The organism is Candidatus Binatia bacterium (assembly GCA_036504975.1).
Classification (GTDB): Bacteria; Desulfobacterota; Binatia; order UBA9968; family UBA9968; genus JAJPJQ01.
Window position 1 is genome coordinate 14,696 of sequence record DASXUF010000052.1, and the last position, 19,557, is coordinate 34,252.

Sequence of the window (19,557 nt, forward strand, 5' to 3'; positions counted from 1 at the left end):
TGCGGGCGGAGGGATGAATCCATCCTCGATGCCTTCTAAGCCCGTCGCGGCTTCACCCAAAGATTGTTTTCGCGCGCTTTTGACCCCGCTGCGCTTTCTCAAGGGCATCGGCCCGACGCGCGCCGAGCAGCTCGAAGGCCTGGGACTCAAAACCGTCGAGGACCTGCTCTATCACCTGCCGTTTCGCTACGAAGACCGCCGCGCCATTCGAAAAATCCGCCAGGCGACGGTAGGACGGGAAGAAACTTTCATCGGCAAGCTCGCCGCCGTGAGCCAGCGCTACGTGCCGAAGATGCGGCGGCGGATTCTCACGGCGACGCTCGCCGACGAAACCGGCCTGATCGGGTTGGTGTGGTATCGCGTCCCGCCCTACATGGCGCAGGGGCTGCAGAAAGGCCGGCTCCTCCTCGTCCACGGAAAAGTCGAGCCGGGAATCGGCGCGCAAAAGAAAATCGTCCACCCCGAATTCGAAGCGCTCGACCCCGAGGATCAGGGAGACAAGGAAAAAGTCCTGCCGATTTATTTGCGTCCCGCCGGCATCCCGCTCCGGACGATGCGCCGGTGGATGATCGAGGCCCTGGAGAAATACGCCGGCTATTTGCCGGGATTCCTGCCCGACTCGCTGGTCAAAAAACAAGGCCTGGTCGATCTCACGCGCGCGATGCGCGAGGTTCATCGGCCGGAAAAAACCGCCGACCTCGCCGCTCTGAACGGCTTCGCCTCGGCCGCCCACCGGGCGATCGTCTTCGATGAGTTCTTTTACCTCCAGCTCGGACTCGCGCTCAGGCGCAAACGCCGCGCGGCGGAGAACGGGATCGCGTTCGGCGGCGAGAAAAAGACGCTGACGCGGAAAATGTGGGAGATGCTTCCCTTCGCCTTGACCCGTGCACAGGAAAAAGTGCTGCGGGAGATTTCCCTCGACATGGCCGCGGCGCGGCCGATGCAACGGCTCTTGCAGGGCGACGTCGGCTCGGGCAAGACGATCGTCGGCTGGTTCGCGGCGCTGCGTGCGATCGAGAACGGCTTTCAGGCGCTGTGGATGGCGCCGACCGAGCTTTTGGCCGAGCAGCACTATCTCAATCTCAAGGGCTTTGCGGAGCGGCTCGGCGTTTCGGCCGCGTTGCTCACCGGCTCGCTCGCGGCCAGAGCCAAGTCGGAGATCGTCGACAAAATGAAAACCGGCGCGATCCATTTCGTCGTCGGGACGCACGCGCTGATTCAGGAAGAAATTCAAGTCCCGCGCCTGGGTCTCGGCATCATTGACGAGCAGCACCGCTTCGGCGTGATGCAGCGGATGGCGCTCCAGCGGCTCGCCGCGTGCCGCGGCGCCGATCGCTCTTCAGCGGTGAGCTCGGTCGAACCCCAGCCGGACATTCTTTTGATGAGCGCGACGCCGATTCCGCGCAGCCTGGCGATGGTGCTCTACGGCGATCTCGAAGTCTCGTCGCTGAACGAAATGCCTCCGGGCCGGACTCCGGTCGAGACGCGGCTGGTGCGCGAATCGCAGCGCGCGAGACTTTACGACCTGGTGCGCGCCGAGATTCAACAGGGGCGCCAGGCCTACGTCGTCTACCCGCTGGTCGAAGCCTCCGAGCGCCTGCCGGTCCGGGACGCCACGGGGATGGCGCAGGAGCTGTCTCAGGAGGCGTTCAAGGAATTTCGCGTCGGCTTGCTTCACGGACGCATGTCGGGCGGCGAGAAGGATGAGGTCATGCGCCGCTTCAAAGACGGCGCGCTCGAAATTCTCGTCGCGACGACCGTGATCGAAGTCGGCATCGACGTTCCCAACGCGACGATCATGGTGGTCGAGCATGCCGAGCGCTTCGGCTTGTCCCAACTGCATCAACTGCGCGGCAGAGTCGGCAGGGGCCGGCACCGCTCGCAATGCCTGTTGGTTTATTACGGATCGAACCGTTCGGAGGCCCTCGCGCGGCTGCGTGTTATGGAAAAGGAGCACGATGGATTCAAAATCGCGGAAGCCGATCTTCGGCTCCGCGGTCCGGGCGAAATGCTCGGCACGCGTCAGGCGGGGCTGGCGGACTTTCGGCTGGCTAACCTACTGCGCGACGCGAGTGTGTTGTTAGATGCGCGTCAGGAGGCGCTCGCCTGGCTCGAGACCGACCCGCATCTCGCGCGGCCGGAGTCGCGCGCGCTGAAAGCGGTGCTCAAACACCGCTGGGGCGGCCGGTTGGAACTAGGAAGCATAGGGTGAACGGGCACGAGGCGGGCGGTTGTAGGGGCAGGCCCCTGTGCCTGCCCCTTTTTCCGGGCGACCACGGGGGGTCGCCCCTACGCAATTTTGTTAAATTGAATCAATAGCTGCCGCCTCTCTCGTTTGCGAACGACGTGCGTATAGCTTAAAATCAAGACGGACTTTCAATCGATTGAGAGGGAAAAAGAGTGGAATTCTCGCGCATCAAGAGGCTGCCTCCCTACGTCTTCAACATCATCACCGATCTGAAGCAGGAGGCGAGACGAAAAGGCGACGACATCGTCGACTTCGGCATGGGCAATCCCGACATGCCGTCGCCGCCGCACGTCGTCGCCAAGCTCGTCGAGGCGGCCAAGAAGCCGCAGAACCATCGCTACTCGGTGTCGCGCGGAATCTACAAGCTAAGGCTCGCGATCTCCGACTGGTATCGCAAGCGCTACGAGGTTGCGATCGATCCCGATACCGAGGCGATCGTCACGATCGGCGCGAAAGAGGGACTGGGCCATCTGGTGTGGGCGATCGTCGATCCGGGCGACGTGGTTTTTTGTCCGAGCCCGACCTATCCGATCCACCAGTATTCCGTCATCCTCGCCGGCGGCAACCTGCACAACATCCCGATGTATTCGGGCGAGGATTTTCTCGGACGCATGCAAGAGGCCATAAAGCAGACCTCGCCCAAGCCCAAGCTGCTGATCGTGAGCTTCCCGCACAATCCCACCACCGAAACGGTGGAGCTGGATTTTTTCGAGCAGGTCGTCCGCTTCGCCCAGGAGCACGGACTGCTGATTATTCACGATCTGGCCTATGCGGACCTCGCCTTCGACGGGCACAAGCCGCCGAGCCTCCTCCAGGTGCCGGGCGCCAAAGAGATCGGCATCGAGTTTTTCTCGCTTTCCAAGAGCTACAACATGCCGGGATGGAGAATCGGCTTCGCCGTCGGCAACAAGGAAATGGTCCATGCGCTCGCGCGCCTCAAGAGCTACCTCGACTACGGCATTTTCCAGCCGGTGCAGATCGCCGCGATTCAGGCGCTCAACGGTCCGCAGGATTGCGTCGAGGAGATTCGCGAAACCTACCGGCGGCGGCGCGACGCGCTGGTCGACGGCCTCGACCGCATCGGGTGGAAGATCAAAAAGCCCCGTGGGACGATGTTCGTCTGGGCGGAGATTCCCGAGCCCTGCAAAAAAATGGGCTCGGTGGGCTTCTCGAAGTTTCTACTGCAAGAAGCCAAGGTGGCGGTTTCTCCGGGCATCGGCTTCGGCGACTACGGCGACCCGTACGTTCGCTTCGCCCTGATCGAGAACGAGCACCGCACCAAGCAGGCGGTCCGGACGATCCGCCGCGCGCTCGGCAAAGTTCTCGACTAACGGCTGCTGAAAACCGTTTGTCGTGCTTCGACTAAGCTCAGCACGAACGGTCGGTGTATCGATTGAGAATAATTTAACCGGTCATCCTGAGCTTGTCGAAGGATGACTAAGAAGTTTCAGCAGCCCCTTGGAATCCCATAAAAGTCTTTTGTTGCCGTTCTCCCAAGCTGAGGTAAACTGCGACCGGTGAAGGTTGGACATGCCTGAGAAGCGAAAAAAAATCGGCATCGGGCTGCTCGGCTCCGGCACGGTCGGAGAGGCGGTGCAGGACTTCGTGTTTCAGGACGCGAAGGGCGGCGAGCCGCAGCTAGAGATCGTCAAGATCTATACCCGGCAGCCGAAGGGCAAGAAGTGGCATGCCTCGCGCGCTTCTCTCTTCACGACTAAAGCTGAAGAGGTCATCGCTCATCCGGACGCCGAGATCATCGTCGAGGCGCTGGGATTGCAAGACGAGGAGGAGCTTTCGCGCTTCAAAGATCTCATCGTCGCCGCGCTCAAGAAAGGCAAGGCGGTGGTGACTTCGGACAAGGCGGTGTTGGCGAAGCACGGCGCCGAGATTTGGCAGGCGGCGCGCAAGTACGGCGGCGAGCTCCGTTTCGAGGCGTGCGTCGCCGGCGGCGTGCCGATCATCCGCTCGATCACGGAGAGCTTCGCCGCCGAGGAGCCGGAGGCGATCTACGGCATCGTCAACGGCACCTGCAACTACATTCTAACCGAGATGGCGCGCGGCGGAAAATCCTACGAAGCCGCCCTCAAGGAGGCCCAGGAGCGCGGATATGCCGAAACCGATCCGGCAGCGGACACGAGCGGCAAAGACGCCGAGGCGAAGCTCGTTCTCCTCGCCGCCGTGACTTTCGGCCTTCAGGCGGGGCCGGGAATTTTCTGGCGCAAGGGCATCGAAGAAATCCACGCGCTGGACTTTCTGTACGCGAGCCGCAAAGGGCGGAGCACCATCAAGCACCTCGCGGTCGCGCGCCGCGACGGGGAGTCGATCCAGGCTTATGTTTCGCCGGTGCTGGTGCCCGAGGAGCATTTTCTCGCGGCGATCGACGGCGCCACCAACGCGGTTTTTTTCAAAGGAAAAAAAAGCGGCGACGCGGGACGCGATTGGAACTACGTCTTCGCCGGTCCAGGGGCCGGCGGCGGGCCGACGGCCGTCGCGATCCTGGGCGACGTTTACGACCTGGCGCGCGGCCGGCCGCGGCGCGGTGGTCCCGGCGCTCTCGTGAAACCCGGCGCTTTGACGATCCGCGCCGCCGACGAGATCGGCGTTTGTTTTTACTCGCGCTTCATCGTGAAGGACCGCGCCGGCATCGTCGGAGATATCTGCCAGACTTTGGGCGACACGGGCATCAACATTTCCGAGATCTGGCAGTTGAGCCACGGCCGGGACGAGCTCGAAGGATTGGCGCGCCGCTACCGGATCGCGGAAAAACCGGACGGGATTCTGCCGTTCGTCATCACGCTGGAGAGGGCTTCCATCGGACAGATAAAGAATGCTATGAAAGTTCTCAGCGCGCGGGATTACATGCTGGCCGAGCCGCTTTGGTTTCCGATCTGGACGGCATAAAAATGGTTTCGAGTTTCGGGTTCCGAGTTTCGAGTTGAGTGAAGGAAGACAGTGCAAGCGAAGGACAACATCCTGAAATCTTCGAAACGGTCGCCGACCCAAATCTCCGCCTGGCCCGGCGTGATCCGCTACTACCGCGACCTGCTGCCGGTCGAGAAGGAAGAATGCATCGTCACCTTGAACGAGGGCAACACGCCGCTCGTCCGCTGCGGCAACCTCGAGCGCGCCATCAACGCCGATATCGAGCTTTACTTGAAGCTCGAAGGGCTGAACCCGACCTGCTCGTTCAAAGATCGCGGCATGACCGTCGCCATCACCAAGGCGGTCGAAGAAGGCAGCCGCGCCGTGATTTGCGCGTCTACCGGAAACACCTCGGCGTCCGCCGCGGCGTACGCGGCGCGCGCCGGGCTCAAAGCTTACGTGCTCATTCCCCAGGGCAACATCTCGCTGGGAAAATTGAGCCAGGCGATGATCCACGGCGCGAAGGTGATCGAGATCGCCGGCAACTTCGACGCCGCGCTCAAGATGGTGCGGCAGGCGGCGCGCGATTACCCGGTGACGCTCGTCAACTCGCTCAATCCCTACCGCATCGAAGGACAGAAGACCGCCGCGTACGAGATTTGCGATTCTCTCGGCGCGGCGCCGCAATATCATTTTCTTCCGGTCGGCAACGCCGGCAACATCACCGCCTACTGGAAGGGCTACCGTGAATATAAGGATATGGGCCGGATTGCGGCGCTGCCCAAGATGATGGGCTTTCAGGCGGCCGGCGCCGCGCCGATCGTTTTGGGAAGGGTGATCGAGATGCCGGAGACGATCGCGTCGGCGATCAAGATCGGCAACCCGGCGAGCTGGCAGAGCGCGATCGCGGCGCGGGACGAATCCGGCGGCGCGATCGAAAGCGCCACGGACGACGAGATTCTCGCGACGTACAAGCTCCTCGCCGCCACAGAAGGAGTTCTCGCCGAGCCCGCCTCGGCCATATCCATCGCGGGAGTCATCCAGAAGCAAAAGGACGGAATCTTTCGCAAAGGGGACGTGGTCGTCTGCACGCTGACCGGCCACGGCCTCAAAGATCCGGACACGGCGATCCGCCAGTCCGACCAGCCGATCCGGATCGCCGCCGACTTGAAACTCTTGAAAGAAATCTTCGAGCGCGAAGCCAAGTCATGAAGTACATCATTCTACAGGGCGACGGCATGGCCGATTATCCGTTGGAAAGTCTCGGCGGCAAGACTCCGCTCGAAGTCGCCGCGACGCCCAACATGGACTGGCTCGCCTCCCACGGGGTCTTCGGCCTCGCGCACACCATCCCGGAAGGGTTTCCGCCCGGCAGCGACGTCGGCAACATGAGCATCCTGGGCTACGATCCGGCGCGCTATCATACCGGCCGCGCGCCGCTCGAAGCCGCCAGCGTCGGCGTGACGCTGGCGCCGGCCGATATCGCCTTTCGCTGCAATCTGGTCACGCTCGACAAAATAGAAAACGGCGCCGTCATGCGGGATTTTACAGCCGGACACATCACGAGTGCAGAGGCGGCGGAGATCGTTCGGGACTTGAACGAAGAATTGTCCGGAGACGGCGTCGAGTTCCATCCCGGCGTGAGCTATCGGAATCTCATGGTCTGGCGCGGCGGCAAAGAGAAAATGCAGACCACGCCGCCGCACGACATCACCGACCGGGAGATCGGCGCGTATCTGCCCGCGGGAGACGGCGCGGAGCGGTTGCTGGATTTACAGCGCCGCTCGCAAGAGCTTCTCGCCGCGCATCCCGTTAACCGGCGGCGCGCGCAAAAAGGCGCGCGGCCCGCGACTTCGATCTGGCTTTGGGGACAGGGGCGGGCCCCGGCGCTGCCGACCTTGAAAGAGAGATTCGGCATCGATGGCGCGGTGATCTCCGCCGTCGATATCATCAACGGCCTCGGCGTCTACGCCGGACTGGAGCGGATCAAGGTTCCCGGCGCCACGGGATTCTTCGACACCAATTATAAAGGAAAAGGCGAATACGGCGTGGCGGCGCTGGAGCGGAAGGATCTGATCTTCATTCACGTCGAAGCGCCCGACGAAGCCGGCCACATGGGCGACGCGGACAAGAAGGTCAGAGCGATCGAGGATTTCGACGAAAAGGTCGTGGGGACCGTGCTCCGCGGGATGGAGAAACGGAACGACTGGCGGCTTTTGTTGCTGCCCGACCATCCGACGGCGACGGTATTGAAGACCCACGTCGGCGATCCGGTGCCGTTCGTGTTTTTCGACGCGAGCCTCCACGCCGGGCGAAATCAATTCGGCTTCAACGAAAGCGACGCGAAGAAGAGCGGCGTCGTGGTGCAAAGGGCCCACTCATTGATGGACGCTCTTATAGGAGGGACCAAGCCGTGGATCGAAACCTCGCATTAGAAGTGGTTCGGGTGACCGAGGCCGCCGCCTTGTCGAGCGCGCGGCTGATGGGAAAAGGCGATGAAAAGGCCGCCGATCAGGCGGCGGTGGACGCGATGCGCCAGGCGTTCAACGGCGTCGCCATCAATGGGACGGTCGTGATCGGCGAAGGCGAAAGAGACGAAGCGCCGATGCTCTATATCGGAGAGCGGGTCGGCAGCGGCGAGGGCCCGAAGGTGGATATCGCGCTCGATCCGCTCGAAGGGACCACGATCTGCGCCAACGGCGGCCCGAACGCCTTGTCGGTCATCGCGATCGCCGAGAGCGGAAATTTTCTCCACTGCCCCGACACCTACATGGACAAAATCGCCGTCGGTCCCGTGGGCAAGGGGGTCGTCGATCTTGACAAAAGCCCGACCGAGAATTTGAAGGCCCTGGCCAAGGCCAAGGGCGCGCGCGTCGAGGACATCACCGTGATTATCCTCTACCGGCCGCGGCACGAAGCGCTGATCAAAGAGGTGCGGGAGGCGGGCGCGCGCATCCGGCTGATCAGCGACGGCGACGTTTCGGCGGCGATCGCCACGACCAAGCCGGAGACCGGAATCGATCTTTTGCTGGGCATCGGCGGCGCCCCCGAGGGAGTCCTGGCGGCGGCGGCGCTGCGCTGCGTCGGCGGCGAAATGCAGGGGCGGCTGAAGCCGAGAAACCCCCAGGAGATCGAACGCGCGCGGGCGATGGGGATCAAAGACATCGGGAAGAAATTCTCGATCGACGAGCTGGCGAACGGAGAAGTGATGTTCGCGGCCACTGGCGTGACCGACGGCGACTATCTCGACGGCGTCCACTTTTTTCCCGGCGGCGCGACGACCCACTCCGTGGTCATGCGCTCCAGCACGCGCACGATGCGGTTCATTCATACGACGCATCATTTCGCCTTCAAGCCCAAGTACTAAGCAGGCTGCTGAAAAGCCTCATATGCTTCGTTGCGATTGATTCGTCTCGCTCGACGTACTGAAATGAGTACGCCTGCGCTCGCCGAATCTTCCGCGCCTTGCCTCTGAGAGCTTTTGAGCAGCCTGCAAGATTTTTAAAGTCTTGTTAAGAGCCATGAGATGAAACAGAAACGGCGGAGCGATATTCTTCTTCTCGCTCTCGCCATGGTCTTCGTCTGCGCCGTTGCGCTATGGTTTTTTTGGCCGGAGCTTTCGTGGCGCCTGGGTTGGGACGAAAAGAAAGCTGCGCCGGGGCGCGCCACTGGCCAAGCCAAAGAGAAGCTCTACGAGGACGACCGAAGAAAGCTGGACGAATTGCTCAAGCAGCGGCAATCGAAGTAGAGCAGGGCACCGCTGCCCCCGCCGATTCGATATCCAAATATAAAAGGTCATCTTGGTCAACGCATCTGAATCACCTCCCACTCCTGGTCGCGCCATTGCCGTTTCCGGGGTCATGCTGGTTATTTTTTTGTTCGCGATCGACGGCACCGTCGTCAGCGCCGCCATGCCGACGATCGTCGGCAAGCTGGGCGGATTGGAGCTCTACAGTTGGGTTTTTTCCGCTTACATGCTCACCTCGGCGCTTTCGACGCCCCTCTTCGGCAATCTTTCCGATCTCTACGGCCGCCGCCGCTTGATGTTGATCGGTATCGGCCTGTTCACGCTCGGCTCGGCTTTGTGCGGCATGGCTCAGACGATCGAACAGCTCGTCGTCTTCCGCGCCGTCCAGGGCTTGGGCGGCGGAGCGATCTACGCGCTGTCGTTTATTATCATCGGATTTTTATTCCCGCCGGAAAAACGGGCGCAGATGCAGGCGCTGATCAGCGGACTCTGGGGCATCGCTTCTATTTTAGGACCTCTGGCCGGCGGCGTCCTCACGCTGTACTGGAGCTGGCGTTGGATTTTTTTCATCAATCCGCCGCTTTGCCTGATCGCCGCGGTGTTGATCGGCCTCGGCGTGAGCGAAGCCCAGGCCGAGGGCCGGCGCCGGCCGGATTTGAAAGGAGCGGCGACGCTTCTGATCGGATTGTTTTTCCTGTTTTACGCGCTGGAACAAGGCCAGAGAAACGCCTTCGACTTCGACGGAATCCTATCGGGGTTGCTGGTCGCGGCCGGCGCCGCGCTTTACTGGTTCTACAGAATCGAGCGGCGGGCCTCGGAGCCGATCCTGCCGCCCGCGCTGTTCCGTCTGCGGCTATTCGGCATCTGTCTGGCGCTCTCGTGGCTCGCCTCGATGGGAATGTTCGGCGTCATCACCTACCTTCCTCTCTACGTTCAGGGCGCCCTGGAAGGCGACGCCGCGCATGCCGGCCTCTCTTTGGTTCTCGCGAGTCTCGGTTGGACGGCCGGAAGCTTCATTGCCGCGCCGGGAATGAATCGTCTCGGCTACCGGGCAGTCTCCGCGGCCGGGATGCTGCTCATGGTCTTCGGCTATGGCTGGTTCATCGCCGCCGCCGATCGACTGGGATTTTTCTCGGTGCTGGCGGTCGGCTCCTTGATCGGCGTCGGCATGGGAATGGTTTCGATCACCACCATGGTCGCGGCGCAGAATACCACGCCCCGAGAACAACTCGGGGCTGCCACGTCGACGGTGATGCTTTCGCGCATGCTCGGCGGGGCTTTCGGAATCGCATTGATGGGCAGCGTCCTGGTCGGTCGCATGGAACGGCGGTTGATCGCAGTTTCCTTCGGCGCTTTCGATGATGTTGGAGGCGGTTTGCTCAAAAAACTCGCCAATCCGCAAAACCTGCTGGATCCCGCGACGCGGGATTTGATTCCGGAATCTTTCCGGGCTTTCCTCGTCGAGATTTTAGCCGGCTCCGTCCGGCATGCCTTTTTGGCCGGATTCTTTGTCATGCTGGTCGGCCTCGTCGTGAGTTTTTTTATGTCGCCGTCGACGCCGGCCGACGCCAACGGGGAGAGGAAAGATCGTGCCACACTGTAGACGAAAAAAGCTTTCTTTGCCCCTTGGCGCGAGGACTTTCAGCGCGGCGGCGCTGAGGCCGCGTCCTTCGACAAGGCTCAGGATGCGCGGCGTTGAAGAGTTCCGCTCGTGGTGAGCTTGTCGAACCATGCGTATTCTGCCCTTCTGCGGTGAGTTCCGTGTTTTCCGACATTCGGTTGCGGCATTACCGCGCTGGGTTCTTCGTGGTGATAGACCTTTTGATCACGAAGGACGAGGAAGTGGTTACACGGAACGATCCGGAATAAAAAAGAGCGGAGGAGTCGAAGAAATACAACGATGAGCGAGACACAGACAAGCGTCAAAGAGAGCGCCTTGGACCGCAATGCCGCCTTCGGCATCGTTTGCAGCGCTCATTTTTTCAATCACTTTCAATCGGCCATGCTGGCCGTAATCTACCCGCTCATGATGAAGGACCTGGGCATCGGTCTCGTCGCGCTGGCGACGATCGCCGCTACCTACAACACACTGAACAATATTTTTCAGGTGCTGTACGGCTTTGTCGTGCCGTACGTCCGCAGGGGAGTGATCCTGGGTGTCGGAAATTGCCTGCTCGGGCTTTCCGTAGTGGGAAGCGGGTTTGCGGCGGGCTATCACCATTTTTTCGCGACCCGCCTGCTCGGCGGTCTCGGCGCCAGCCCGCAGCACACGGTCGGCTCGAGCATTCTTGCGGTTCACTTCGGCAACGCGCGCGGGCGCGCGCTGGCCTTTCATTCCACCGCCGGGCACATCGGAGGCTTGGTGGCGCCGCTCATCGCGGCGCTGATGCTGACGTACTTAAGCTGGCGCGGGCTCTTCTGGACCATCGGCGCGATCACCACCGTCGTGGGCATACTCTTTTTTGTTTTTCGGGATCGGATGCGTCCGGCGGCTTCCGAGGCGCGGAAGTCGAGACTGACGCCGCTCGGCTGGGAGGCCTACAAGAAATGCCTCAAGAATAAAAATATTCTGCTCGTCTCGCTCGTCTTTATGGCCGGCGCCGCCGGACGCGGGCAGGACATCAACGAAATTTACATCGTCCCTCACTTCGTCCACGACTTCGGCATGGAGGTCGCGCACGCGGCGTTCCTGTTTACGCTGATTCAAGTCGGTGGATTGATCGGCCCGATCGCCTGGGGGTGGATCTCCGACCGCTACAATCGCAAGTTGGTGATTCAAGCCTCGCTGGTGATTTCCGCCGTATCGACGTTTTGGCTCGCCTGGCAGGAAAACGTTTCCGCTTCCCTCTTCGTCAACCTCGTTATCTACGGTGCCGCGGTAACGTCTCGTCAAACACTCACGCAAGCTTTGCTTAGCGATTTAGTGGGAGAAGATCTCTTCGACGCGGCTTTCAGCCTCTACTACTTCATCGGCTTTCTCTCGATCCCGTTCTGGACTCTCATCACCGGCGGCATCATGGCGAACTACGGCTTCGGCCCAGCGTTCAGCCTGATCTCAACTTCGTATCTGCTCGCCTCGGGGTTACTGCTGTTTCTTCGGAGAAGATAGATATTCCCCCCTCTCCCCTCGTAAGAGATATGCTTTCCCAACCAGTGGAGAATCGTCATCAAATGGCGTAATATAAATAATCAATTTCTTCACTGGTTACTTCCAGCGATGGTTGCTTCCCTCGAAGTACGCTTCAACGGATTCCTTGCTTCGCTGCCAGGGTTTGAGGCGATCGACAGCCTTGATCTCCCGCAAGATCCGGAACACCGCCGCAAGGCCGACTTCCTTCTCGCCGGCCGCAATGTCATTCTGGAGAAGAAGACCTTAATGGTCGATACATCTCACAAAATCGAGCCCGCGGTCGAAAAGCATCGCAATCGGAAGGAATTTCCGCTGTTTTCTGGAACCGCGGATCTTCGAAAAGTACTCTCGCGCCTGCCTGACGGTGAGGACGTCTATCGTCGGCTATACCTTTCGATCACGCGTTCTGTTGAAGAAGCAGTTCGCTCTGCGGAGGAGCAAATTTCCCATACACGGCATGTTCTCAACCTCTCAGATTCGGTGGGACTTCTGGTAATCCTCAATGAGTCAGTTCAACTGCTCGATCCGAATGTAGTCGGTTACCGCACGGCTAGCCTGATGCGCCGCGAACGGACAGGCAAATCTTCATCGGACAAGCTTGACTTTGTCTGGTTGCTCTTCGAGAGCCACGCGCTTGGGGGAGCAGCTGACACACCGGCATTCCCAAGCGTGCTGATCTCTGGAGAACGAGCCGCAAAATTCCCGTGGTTCACCGCCTTTCACGATGATATCGTTAATCGATGGGCTGCGTTTAACAATGGCGCTGTTGTCGACGGGGGAAGCCCAAATCCGAGTTCCTTAAAGTTCGCTCCAACCGAAGAGCTACGCAGCCCAAATCCGACACATCTGCCAAGGCACGAGGTTTGGCGCCGTCAATACAGATTGAGGCCATACTTGCGTCATCTGAGTGATGCCGCCGTCCTTGAGCACGGTAGTAAGATCATGCAACGCTTGATACCGCACTTCTTGCGGGGTGGGCCAGGCTATATTGCAGAAGTAGTGAATCCTCTGATGGAAGAGTTCACTCACTTTCAAGAGGAGGCAGGTCACCGTGCACTTGACTGGCGAGATATACCGAAACCTTAACTCACCAATCGAGCGGCAGGCACGAGTAACCTCGTCGCTGCCATTCACATCAAATCTTCTCCCTAAGAAAAAGTAGCTCCGAGTAGAAGCTCGACTTGAGAAGACCTGACGGTAGCACCTCTTGACGTCTAGGGAATATGGAAATCCTTTGTGGCGCAGAGGCTATCTAAAACCAGCCCGTCCCTGTTTTTCCTCTGTCCTGTTTTTTCTTCCTGTATTTTCTCTATTTTTTCTCAGGCGCAACTTATGAGCACATCGCAATGGAAAGACACCTCCGGTGAATGCAAATAGCTAATGTGATTTCCTTATTTCTGCCCGACTTGCCGCAGCGCAGAAGCCTGGGATAGAGTTCGGGAGTGGGACGGAAATCACGGTTCAAGAAAACTAACCTGATCCGGAAACCGGGAGTGGCAGAAAACCCCAGACGGAAACCTTTGGATATATGGCTCACGATTGCGAGTGTGGTTGTTGGAATAGTGTTTTTTTGGCTTCCAAAAAACCAATCGGTCTTAATCTTCAGTTTAGTATCGATGTTTGTTCTATCACTGCATCCAGTTTGGAATTTATGGTGGATCGAGAAATCGTTAATGCGACGGTTTGCGGCGTTATCGATTCTAGTCTGCGTTGTAATCGCATTTGGTTTCCTAGCATGGCCATCTCATGTTCAGGCCCCGCTTATCGTGTCGGGTGTTACAGGTAATAATAAGCCAGGTGCCGACATCCACGGGATTAAGTGGCAATCCTATTACTCGGAGTTGCGAATTACGTTCATGAATCCCACCGAGGATGACTATAAAAATTTGGACGTATCGGTATTTATTCCAAACCTTGCGGTGATGGGTATCGCCGAAACAACGAATCTTCCGAATGTGTTGTTTGGTCGGGTGTCGATGTTTGGGTCGCGTTCTCCTGGTATGATTCTGTGGTCCGCTAATGAGCCCTATCGTATCAGGGCCGATGTATTGCCACGGCGCGGGAGGTTTCAGATGGTTTTCGCCCTTGCCGCGCTGAAAGAAAATCTTGCAGAACTCGATTTATCGTCAGAGACAGCATCTGATTTTTCATTCCTGTTTGATGAAAAGCGCGCCGCCAGCGATGTTACTGTGACAGGTCAATATCAGATTGGGTCAGAAATTCGGAAGGTTTCCGAAAAGCTTCTCAGTGGTAAGTAGCCCCAGGGCCAGCGGTTCTACTTGCTGATGGCAGCGGCTATGCGGATGGCCGGCATTCGTCGGCACAGTCCCACAATAAATATGTCAACCTGAAATCGGATTTGCTGGTCGATGTGTTAACGGGCTGTTTACAGAGACAAACCGAGGAAAAGGAAAAGCCCGCTAAGTCCGCATAAGATGTGGCGTCCCCGACGGGATTCGAACCCGTGTTGCCGGTGTGAAAGGCCGGTGTCCTGGGCCAGGCTCATGCAATCCGCTTCACTTTGATGCGCTCAGCGGCCTTCTCAATTTGCGCAAGGTCGTATTCCATCTGCATGCCAAGCCATACCTCGGGACTCGACCCGAACGCCTTGGAGAGGCGGATCGCCATCTCCGGGGAGATCCCGGCCTTTTCATTCACCAGATTGTTGAGTGCCTGACGCGTCACTCCAAGACGCTTGGCCGCTTCGGTGACAGTCAAATTTAGCGGCTCAATGCATTCCTGGCGCACAATGCGACCGGGGTGCGGTGGATTCTTCATGCGCATAGCAAACTCCTCTTTCTTCAATGATAGTCGATCAAGTCAACGTCGTAGGCGTGGCCTTCCTCAAAGCGGAATATAAGGCGCCAGTTGGCCCGCACAGTGACGCTCCAAAAATCCTTAAGATCGCCTTTCAACCGATGGAGTCGGAAGCCCGGCAGATCCATGTCAGAAGGTTTGCGGGCGCGGTTAAGAACGGCCAGGATGTTTTCCACCTTAGCGACATGATCCGCGCGAAGCCCCTTCGCCTCGCCCTTTTCAAATAGCCGCCTCAAGCCTTTGTGCCTGAAGCTTTGAATCACGTCGTCACTCTAGCATGTAGGGTGACAAGCATCAATTGTCATTTGGTAGGTAGTGAGACGTCAACCCGGCTCCGATCGGCAAGCGGTTGATTTTTTGGCGTCCCCGACGGGATTCGAACCCGTGTTGCCGGCGTGAAAGGCCGGCGTCCTGGGCCAGGCTAGACGACGGGAACCGCATGTGAGCCCGTGCTGGATTGAACCGGCCTTCTCGCGTCAGGTCTTTTGCTGTTTCTTGGCCGGAAGGAATCGCTAGATTGACAGCGACATGCTCGATGGGTACGATGAGGCCATGACTAATAAGATGACTAAGACGATAGAATTTGAGACCGAATTGACTGGCAGTCGCACTCTGAACATACCCCCGGAAATTGCCGCAGCCTTGCCGTCGAAGGGGACGGCGACCGTTGTGGTCTTTGTAGAGATGGACCCCGAGGACGCCGCGTGGCGCAAGGCGGCCTACGAGCAATTTCTGAGCGATGACTCAGAGCAAGACGCGGTCTATGACAAGTACCGTTGATCTTGGCGACGTATATGTCTGTGTTTTTCCTTTCACCTCCGGGCAAGCAGCCAAGGCTAGACCTGTTCTGGTATTGATGGACCTTGGCCCGGATTGCCTCGTCTGCCGAATCACCTCTGTTCCCCATAGTGGTTTCCTCGACCTGCCGGTGACCAACTGGCAGGAAGCGGGTCTTGAGAAACCATCCACCATCCGGCTGTCGCGCCTGGTCACTGTGGAAAAGCCTCTGCTCAGATTCCATATCGGAAAATTGGCCAGCAAGGATTTAGATCGAGTGAGAACGCTGTGGAATGAAAAGTTCCGCTTGTGATGTGCCTTTGAGCGGCTTCGGCCCCGCCTTCAGCCTGATCTCGACTTCTTATCTCCTCGCCTCGGCGCTACTCCTGTTTCTTCGCGGAAGATAAATTTCCCTCGGTGAAATCCCCTCGCTCATGTTTCGTCGAGACGGCAAGCGGGTAAAGACCGAACTCCGCCGCAACGGTCTCGGTTAAAGGCTCCAACATGAATAACTGGACGAACTGTTTTTTCGCGCGGCTGAGGAAAACCCTGGGGTTTTGTTTCAGATCCGAAAAACGATCTCTCCTGCTGCGATTACCTTCGCCATGCTTTGTGTCGACATAAACGGCGCCAGGAAAGGGCAGAGGGAGCAGTGACTTTCTCACTCGCGAAGGACTTAGCGAAGGCAGATCCGAATCTTCGATGTCTTCGTTCTCAGGCAGCTTCAAAAGATCGTGCCTGATGAGGTGGCTGGTGCCGCACCAGTGGTGGAATCCGTGTTTTTTGAGATAGATGCGCCGCGCGCCGTCGCGATAGAAATAGCCGCTATCAAAAAACCATCCGTGAGCCTGAGGATTTCGCTCGACGAATTCGGCGAGCCGGTTGCTGACACAATCGTCGGCATCGACTTGCATCACGTGGGACGGAGTGAATTTCCGGGCAAGAACGAATCCTCTGGCGCGCTTGCGGTATTTGTCCTGATTCAGAGACGGATGGTGATTGGAATCGGGCACGGGAAAATCGCCGCCCGCGTAAGTGACCGCGGGATGGTTGAAGTCGATCGTCGGCTTCTCGTGACAAACTACGATGACTTTAAACGCCGCCGATGTTTGATTACAGACCGATTTGAGACACCTCTCGAAGAGCCTGCTCACGTAGTCCCATGATCTGGCGACGCGGCGGCTCTTCAGCGGTATGACGAAGACCAGCATCTTCGAGTTGGAAGGTTTTGGCGTCCCCGACGGGATTCGAACCCGTGTTGCCGGCGTGAAAGTGAGGTGACGCCTTTCGGGGGAAGGCTAACGAAATAGGGGGCTTATCGCAAGCCCCTTATTTTTTTGACTTTTCACATTTCTGAAAGCCCGTGCATAGAGTGCGTAAAGTGCAACTGCTACCCCAAGAAGTGTTGACGACGTGCAGACACGGAGCCTCTTGTTTACTCGATGCCCATGCCAAGAAACTTACGGGCTTCGGCTGTGCAAACAAAGCTAGAAAACCCATGGTTGTAAGCTGTGAAAATTCCCCCATGATTGATTCCCGCGTCTCGTAGCCTCTCGCCCACCTTTTTTCCTTCTATTTCGCTTCCGCAGACGGTTTGCACGAGGATGTGATCCGGAAGGTTCTTAGAAAGCAGTTCGACGAAAGGAGCATCTGTTGCGCGCCAGCCGATCACCAAAAGTTTCCTTGTTTGAGGCAAACACTTTTTGAGCGTCTCTATGTGCTCGGGCGGACATTCAAAATCAAGTTTGTTCTCAACGGGAATTGCTATCGCGGGGAATAGAGCCTTACCGCTATATTTTCGTACAGTAAGTTGATGTTGATTTGTAAATTGGTCGGTAATAAGTCGGCCGACGATGATTTGAGGCGCTAAGCGTATTACTTCGGCTGGGATCTGATTATCTTGTAGCGTATGTATTTCCCTGAGAGGCGGAACGTCTCCAAGTACCCTACCCCAGTTTATCGAACCATGTATTTTGAAAACCTTGTAGTCGCTTGAATGAACGTAGTCCGACATAGATTCAATTGTGGTTTCAACAGTGGCAAGGGCGTCTTCAAGCATAGTGTCGTAATTGAATGTTACGAGTGAGACCGGCGTAGAATAGTTACGCAGCTGCCTAATCAGATACAGAAGCGCTTTGTAATTTGTCACTCCCTTGTGAATATTCTCCCACCGCTTTTGACACTCCCAAATCATTGCTTGGAGATAGTAGAGAACTGCAACGATCTCACGTTGTCCTTGACTGTGTTTTTTAGCGCCTGCTTGTAGATGTTCGAGCACACGTTCAACTGGGAGGTCCTGATTTCGGTGCCGCAGAAAAGTCACTATCGGCGAACAATCAGGGAATCGTTGCATCGCATTAGCAAAGTGTTCTCTGTCGTCGAAAAGCTGATCAGCTAGCGGAAGTCGTGCGTCACTCCCCGGCGTAGTTCCCGGAGGATAGGAAGCCGCTGAATCGTAAGATGCTCCAGCGCCGAATATTACGGTGAGCATGTGTTTAGCTCCATTTTACTTTGAGGACAGTTTATAGCACATAGGCTCCTAGCGAACACTGGCGGGGCTTGCTTCCTTACTATATCTTATCTTAGAGTGCGGGTATGACGAATGGGTAGATGCCGATGCAAAATTCAATTCGAGTCACGCCTATAAGCCCACAAGTTCGCTATCGATCGACCTTTTTTCCACCCAACTATAACCTTGTTAAACAGGATGTCGGAATTGCCCTGGCAACGAAGATAACGGAAGTGCTTCATCTGAGGTCCAGCACTCTCATATTTAATCAAAACAACATGAGTGCGCAGTACCTTTCATTTCGGTACGTATATCCGAATGAACCGATGCGTTATTTTGATGTATCTATTGGAATAGACCAGGCAGACCTCCTGTTTTTCAGTCCTGCGACAGCAGCCGAACTAAAGGAAGGAGTGCTTAAAATTTGGGAACCCCTTCTTGAAAAATCAAAGCCCAATATCACCGAGAATTATTTTGAAGCCACTTTCCATTCCGTTGCTGAAGATTCCGCTAACGTTAACAGTTTTCTAGATCAGTTCGTAAAGATCCAGACAGCTAGAACCGATTTTTATAAGGGATTTTCTCTAACGGTCAACCATCCTGAAGTGATGGGAGACGCGCGCCTGACGATTGAACGCTCGAATGCGAACCCAGCGGGGCTATATTTAGCGTTCGCGGCAGTTAGCAAAAATAAAGTAAAAGATATAAATTCATTAGCGTCTCTGATTGATAAAGCGATTTCCATTTATCGGGACATTCAGGGCTTAGCACAAATCGAAGTAGTGGAGCCAGAATAGTGGACGGACTACAAAGACCCTTAGATGACCATAACCGGCGAGCTTATCAATTCCCTACTGCAACCGGCACAACTAATGTCGGTTCAATAGGCTTTCTCGGTTTACGAGCGTTAGGTGGTGTTTCGGGGTTGGTTTTTGATGCACCAGTGCAACCAAACTTGAATCGCGTCTTTAATCCCCCGGTTTCGCGAGCGGGCGGTTATAGAACGCGAGAGTTGGAGTGGCGTAAAAATAATGCAGAGGCTCTTCGAAGCTTTGCCGGGCAATGGGTAGCCCTCGAAGGAGAAGAAATCATCTCTCACGGTCCTGATCCTGTAGTAGTTGCCGCTGACGCCAGGGCACGAGGAATTAGGACACCCTACATCTTTTATGTAGAGTTTTTGGCTAAGGATGTGATTCGTATCGGAATCTAAAGGTGGAAACGGTTAACTACCAACACGTTTTTAACTACCGTCATCTCGAAGAACACACCTTCCCCATTCTCCAGTTGCGAGTTCTAAATCCACTCGACCTCGATCGGGGGATGGATACAGATGGCTATCTTGATTCCGGGTGCCAAGCCTCACTGTTTGAGGGTTCGATCGCCAGCATCATTGGTCTTGATCTCCTTGCCGGGGAACCGAAGTTATATGCGCCGTTAAGTGGCCCTGGTATTGAGGCAAGACTACA

At 57.2% G+C, this 19,557-nt stretch carries 18 protein-coding genes and 1 tRNA gene; 14 read left to right on the plus strand and 5 right to left on the minus strand.

Translation table 11 applies throughout. The annotated features are described in order from the left end of the window. The first annotated feature begins 28 nt into the window (after positions 1-28). From recG to VGL70_07050, 11 genes are all read left to right on the plus strand, one after another. The gene (gene recG, locus VGL70_07000; GenBank protein HEY3303268.1) at positions 29-2,212 is read left to right on the plus strand and encodes an ATP-dependent DNA helicase RecG; all 2,184 of its coding nucleotides are present in this window, start codon (positions 29-31) and stop codon (positions 2,210-2,212) included. 188 nt (positions 2,213-2,400) lie between these two features. After that, positions 2,401-3,579: an aminotransferase class I/II-fold pyridoxal phosphate-dependent enzyme gene (locus VGL70_07005; protein HEY3303269.1), complete on the plus strand. Its 1,179-nt coding sequence runs from the start codon at positions 2,401-2,403 to the stop codon at positions 3,577-3,579. Positions 3,580-3,778: 199 nt separating this feature from the next. After that, on the plus strand, positions 3,779-5,149 hold the full coding sequence (locus VGL70_07010) for a homoserine dehydrogenase (protein ID HEY3303270.1): 1,371 nt from the start codon (positions 3,779-3,781) through the stop codon (positions 5,147-5,149). A 102-nt stretch (positions 5,150-5,251) separates the two neighbouring features. Continuing rightward, positions 5,252-6,322 carry a threonine synthase gene (gene thrC, locus VGL70_07015; GenBank protein HEY3303271.1) on the plus strand — a complete coding sequence of 357 codons (1,071 nt, stop codon included), beginning with the start codon at positions 5,252-5,254 and terminating at the stop codon, positions 6,320-6,322. Then, a complete protein-coding gene (locus VGL70_07020) occupies positions 6,319-7,545 on the plus strand; it encodes a cofactor-independent phosphoglycerate mutase (protein HEY3303272.1) in 1,227 nt (408 codons plus the stop codon). Before thrC ends, VGL70_07020 begins: the two co-directional genes overlap by 4 nt. Then, a complete protein-coding gene (glpX, locus tag VGL70_07025) occupies positions 7,524-8,477 on the plus strand; it encodes a class II fructose-bisphosphatase (GenBank protein HEY3303273.1) in 954 nt (317 codons plus the stop codon). The genes VGL70_07020 and glpX overlap by 22 nt, the downstream gene beginning before the upstream one ends. 159 nt (positions 8,478-8,636) lie before the next feature. After that, complete coding sequence (locus VGL70_07030) at positions 8,637-8,858, plus strand: hypothetical protein (protein HEY3303274.1); 222 nt, start codon at positions 8,637-8,639, stop codon at positions 8,856-8,858. Positions 8,859-8,970: 112 nt separating this feature from the next. Beyond that, positions 8,971-10,461, plus strand: coding sequence for an MDR family MFS transporter (locus VGL70_07035; GenBank protein HEY3303275.1), 1,491 nt, complete (start codon positions 8,971-8,973; stop codon positions 10,459-10,461). 297 nt (positions 10,462-10,758) lie between these two features. Then, complete coding sequence (locus VGL70_07040) at positions 10,759-11,967, plus strand: MFS transporter (protein HEY3303276.1); 1,209 nt, start codon at positions 10,759-10,761, stop codon at positions 11,965-11,967. Positions 11,968-12,075: 108 nt separating this feature from the next. Further along, positions 12,076-13,074 (plus strand): hypothetical protein, encoded by a 999-nt coding sequence (locus tag VGL70_07045; GenBank protein HEY3303277.1) that lies wholly within the window; start codon positions 12,076-12,078, stop codon positions 13,072-13,074. Positions 13,075-13,481: 407 nt separating this feature from the next. After that, entirely contained in the window at positions 13,482-14,246 is a 765-nt protein-coding gene (locus tag VGL70_07050; protein ID HEY3303278.1) for a hypothetical protein, read from the plus strand. A 244-nt stretch (positions 14,247-14,490) separates the two neighbouring features. Here the strand turns inward: VGL70_07050 and VGL70_07055 are convergent, their stop codons facing one another. The 3 genes from VGL70_07055 to VGL70_07065 all read right to left on the minus strand — a co-directional run bounded on the left by VGL70_07055 (position 14,491) and on the right by VGL70_07065 (position 15,241). Next, positions 14,491-14,772, minus strand: coding sequence for a HigA family addiction module antitoxin (locus VGL70_07055; GenBank protein HEY3303279.1), 282 nt, complete (start codon positions 14,770-14,772; stop codon positions 14,491-14,493). A gap of 17 nt (positions 14,773-14,789) precedes the next feature. Continuing rightward, positions 14,790-15,068: a type II toxin-antitoxin system RelE/ParE family toxin gene (locus VGL70_07060; protein ID HEY3303280.1), complete on the minus strand. Its 279-nt coding sequence runs from the start codon at positions 15,066-15,068 to the stop codon at positions 14,790-14,792. Positions 15,069-15,163: 95 nt separating this feature from the next. After that, positions 15,164-15,241, minus strand: a tRNA-Glu gene (locus VGL70_07065). Positions 15,242-15,369: 128 nt separating this feature from the next. On the opposite strand from VGL70_07065, the gene VGL70_07070 reads away from it, so the two are divergent. Beyond that, positions 15,370-15,585 carry a hypothetical protein gene (locus VGL70_07070; protein HEY3303281.1) on the plus strand — a complete coding sequence of 72 codons (216 nt, stop codon included), beginning with the start codon at positions 15,370-15,372 and terminating at the stop codon, positions 15,583-15,585. Beyond that, a complete protein-coding gene (locus tag VGL70_07075; protein ID HEY3303282.1) occupies positions 15,569-15,895 on the plus strand; it encodes a type II toxin-antitoxin system PemK/MazF family toxin in 327 nt (108 codons plus the stop codon). The genes VGL70_07070 and VGL70_07075 overlap by 17 nt, the downstream gene beginning before the upstream one ends. 67 nt (positions 15,896-15,962) lie before the next feature. Here the strand turns inward: VGL70_07075 and VGL70_07080 are convergent, their stop codons facing one another. Both VGL70_07080 and VGL70_07085 read right to left on the minus strand, forming a co-directional pair. After that, positions 15,963-16,793: a glycosyltransferase family A protein gene (locus VGL70_07080; protein ID HEY3303283.1), complete on the minus strand. Its 831-nt coding sequence runs from the start codon at positions 16,791-16,793 to the stop codon at positions 15,963-15,965. Positions 16,794-17,017: 224 nt separating this feature from the next. Further along, positions 17,018-18,073 (minus strand): SIR2 family protein, encoded by a 1,056-nt coding sequence (locus VGL70_07085; GenBank protein ID HEY3303284.1) that lies wholly within the window; start codon positions 18,071-18,073, stop codon positions 17,018-17,020. Positions 18,074-18,417: 344 nt separating this feature from the next. Between VGL70_07085 and VGL70_07090 the strand changes: the two genes are divergently transcribed. Then, positions 18,418-18,888 (plus strand): hypothetical protein, encoded by a 471-nt coding sequence (locus VGL70_07090; protein ID HEY3303285.1) that lies wholly within the window; start codon positions 18,418-18,420, stop codon positions 18,886-18,888. The last annotated feature ends 669 nt before the right edge of the window (positions 18,889-19,557 follow it).

Coding starts and splice junctions, on each gene's coding strand:
- VGL70_07040 (HEY3303276.1), top strand. CDS start 10,759: ATGAGCGAGACACAGACAAGCGTCAAAGAGAGCGCCTTGGACCGCAAT.
- VGL70_07020 (HEY3303272.1), top strand. CDS start 6,319: ATGAAGTACATCATTCTACAGGGCGACGGCATGGCCGATTATCCGTTG.
- VGL70_07090 (HEY3303285.1), top strand. CDS start 18,418: ATGCGTTATTTTGATGTATCTATTGGAATAGACCAGGCAGACCTCCTG.
- VGL70_07070 (HEY3303281.1), top strand. CDS start 15,370: ATGACTAAGACGATAGAATTTGAGACCGAATTGACTGGCAGTCGCACT.
- VGL70_07055 (HEY3303279.1), bottom strand. CDS start 14,772: ATGCGCATGAAGAATCCACCGCACCCCGGTCGCATTGTGCGCCAGGAA.
- VGL70_07035 (HEY3303275.1), top strand. CDS start 8,971: ATGCTGGTTATTTTTTTGTTCGCGATCGACGGCACCGTCGTCAGCGCC.
- VGL70_07030 (HEY3303274.1), top strand. CDS start 8,637: ATGAAACAGAAACGGCGGAGCGATATTCTTCTTCTCGCTCTCGCCATG.
- recG (HEY3303268.1), top strand. CDS start 29: ATGCCTTCTAAGCCCGTCGCGGCTTCACCCAAAGATTGTTTTCGCGCG.
- VGL70_07045 (HEY3303277.1), top strand. CDS start 12,076: ATGGTTGCTTCCCTCGAAGTACGCTTCAACGGATTCCTTGCTTCGCTG.
- VGL70_07010 (HEY3303270.1), top strand. CDS start 3,779: ATGCCTGAGAAGCGAAAAAAAATCGGCATCGGGCTGCTCGGCTCCGGC.
- VGL70_07075 (HEY3303282.1), top strand. CDS start 15,569: ATGACAAGTACCGTTGATCTTGGCGACGTATATGTCTGTGTTTTTCCT.
- VGL70_07080 (HEY3303283.1), bottom strand. CDS start 16,793: ATGCTGGTCTTCGTCATACCGCTGAAGAGCCGCCGCGTCGCCAGATCA.
- VGL70_07085 (HEY3303284.1), bottom strand. CDS start 18,073: ATGCTCACCGTAATATTCGGCGCTGGAGCATCTTACGATTCAGCGGCT.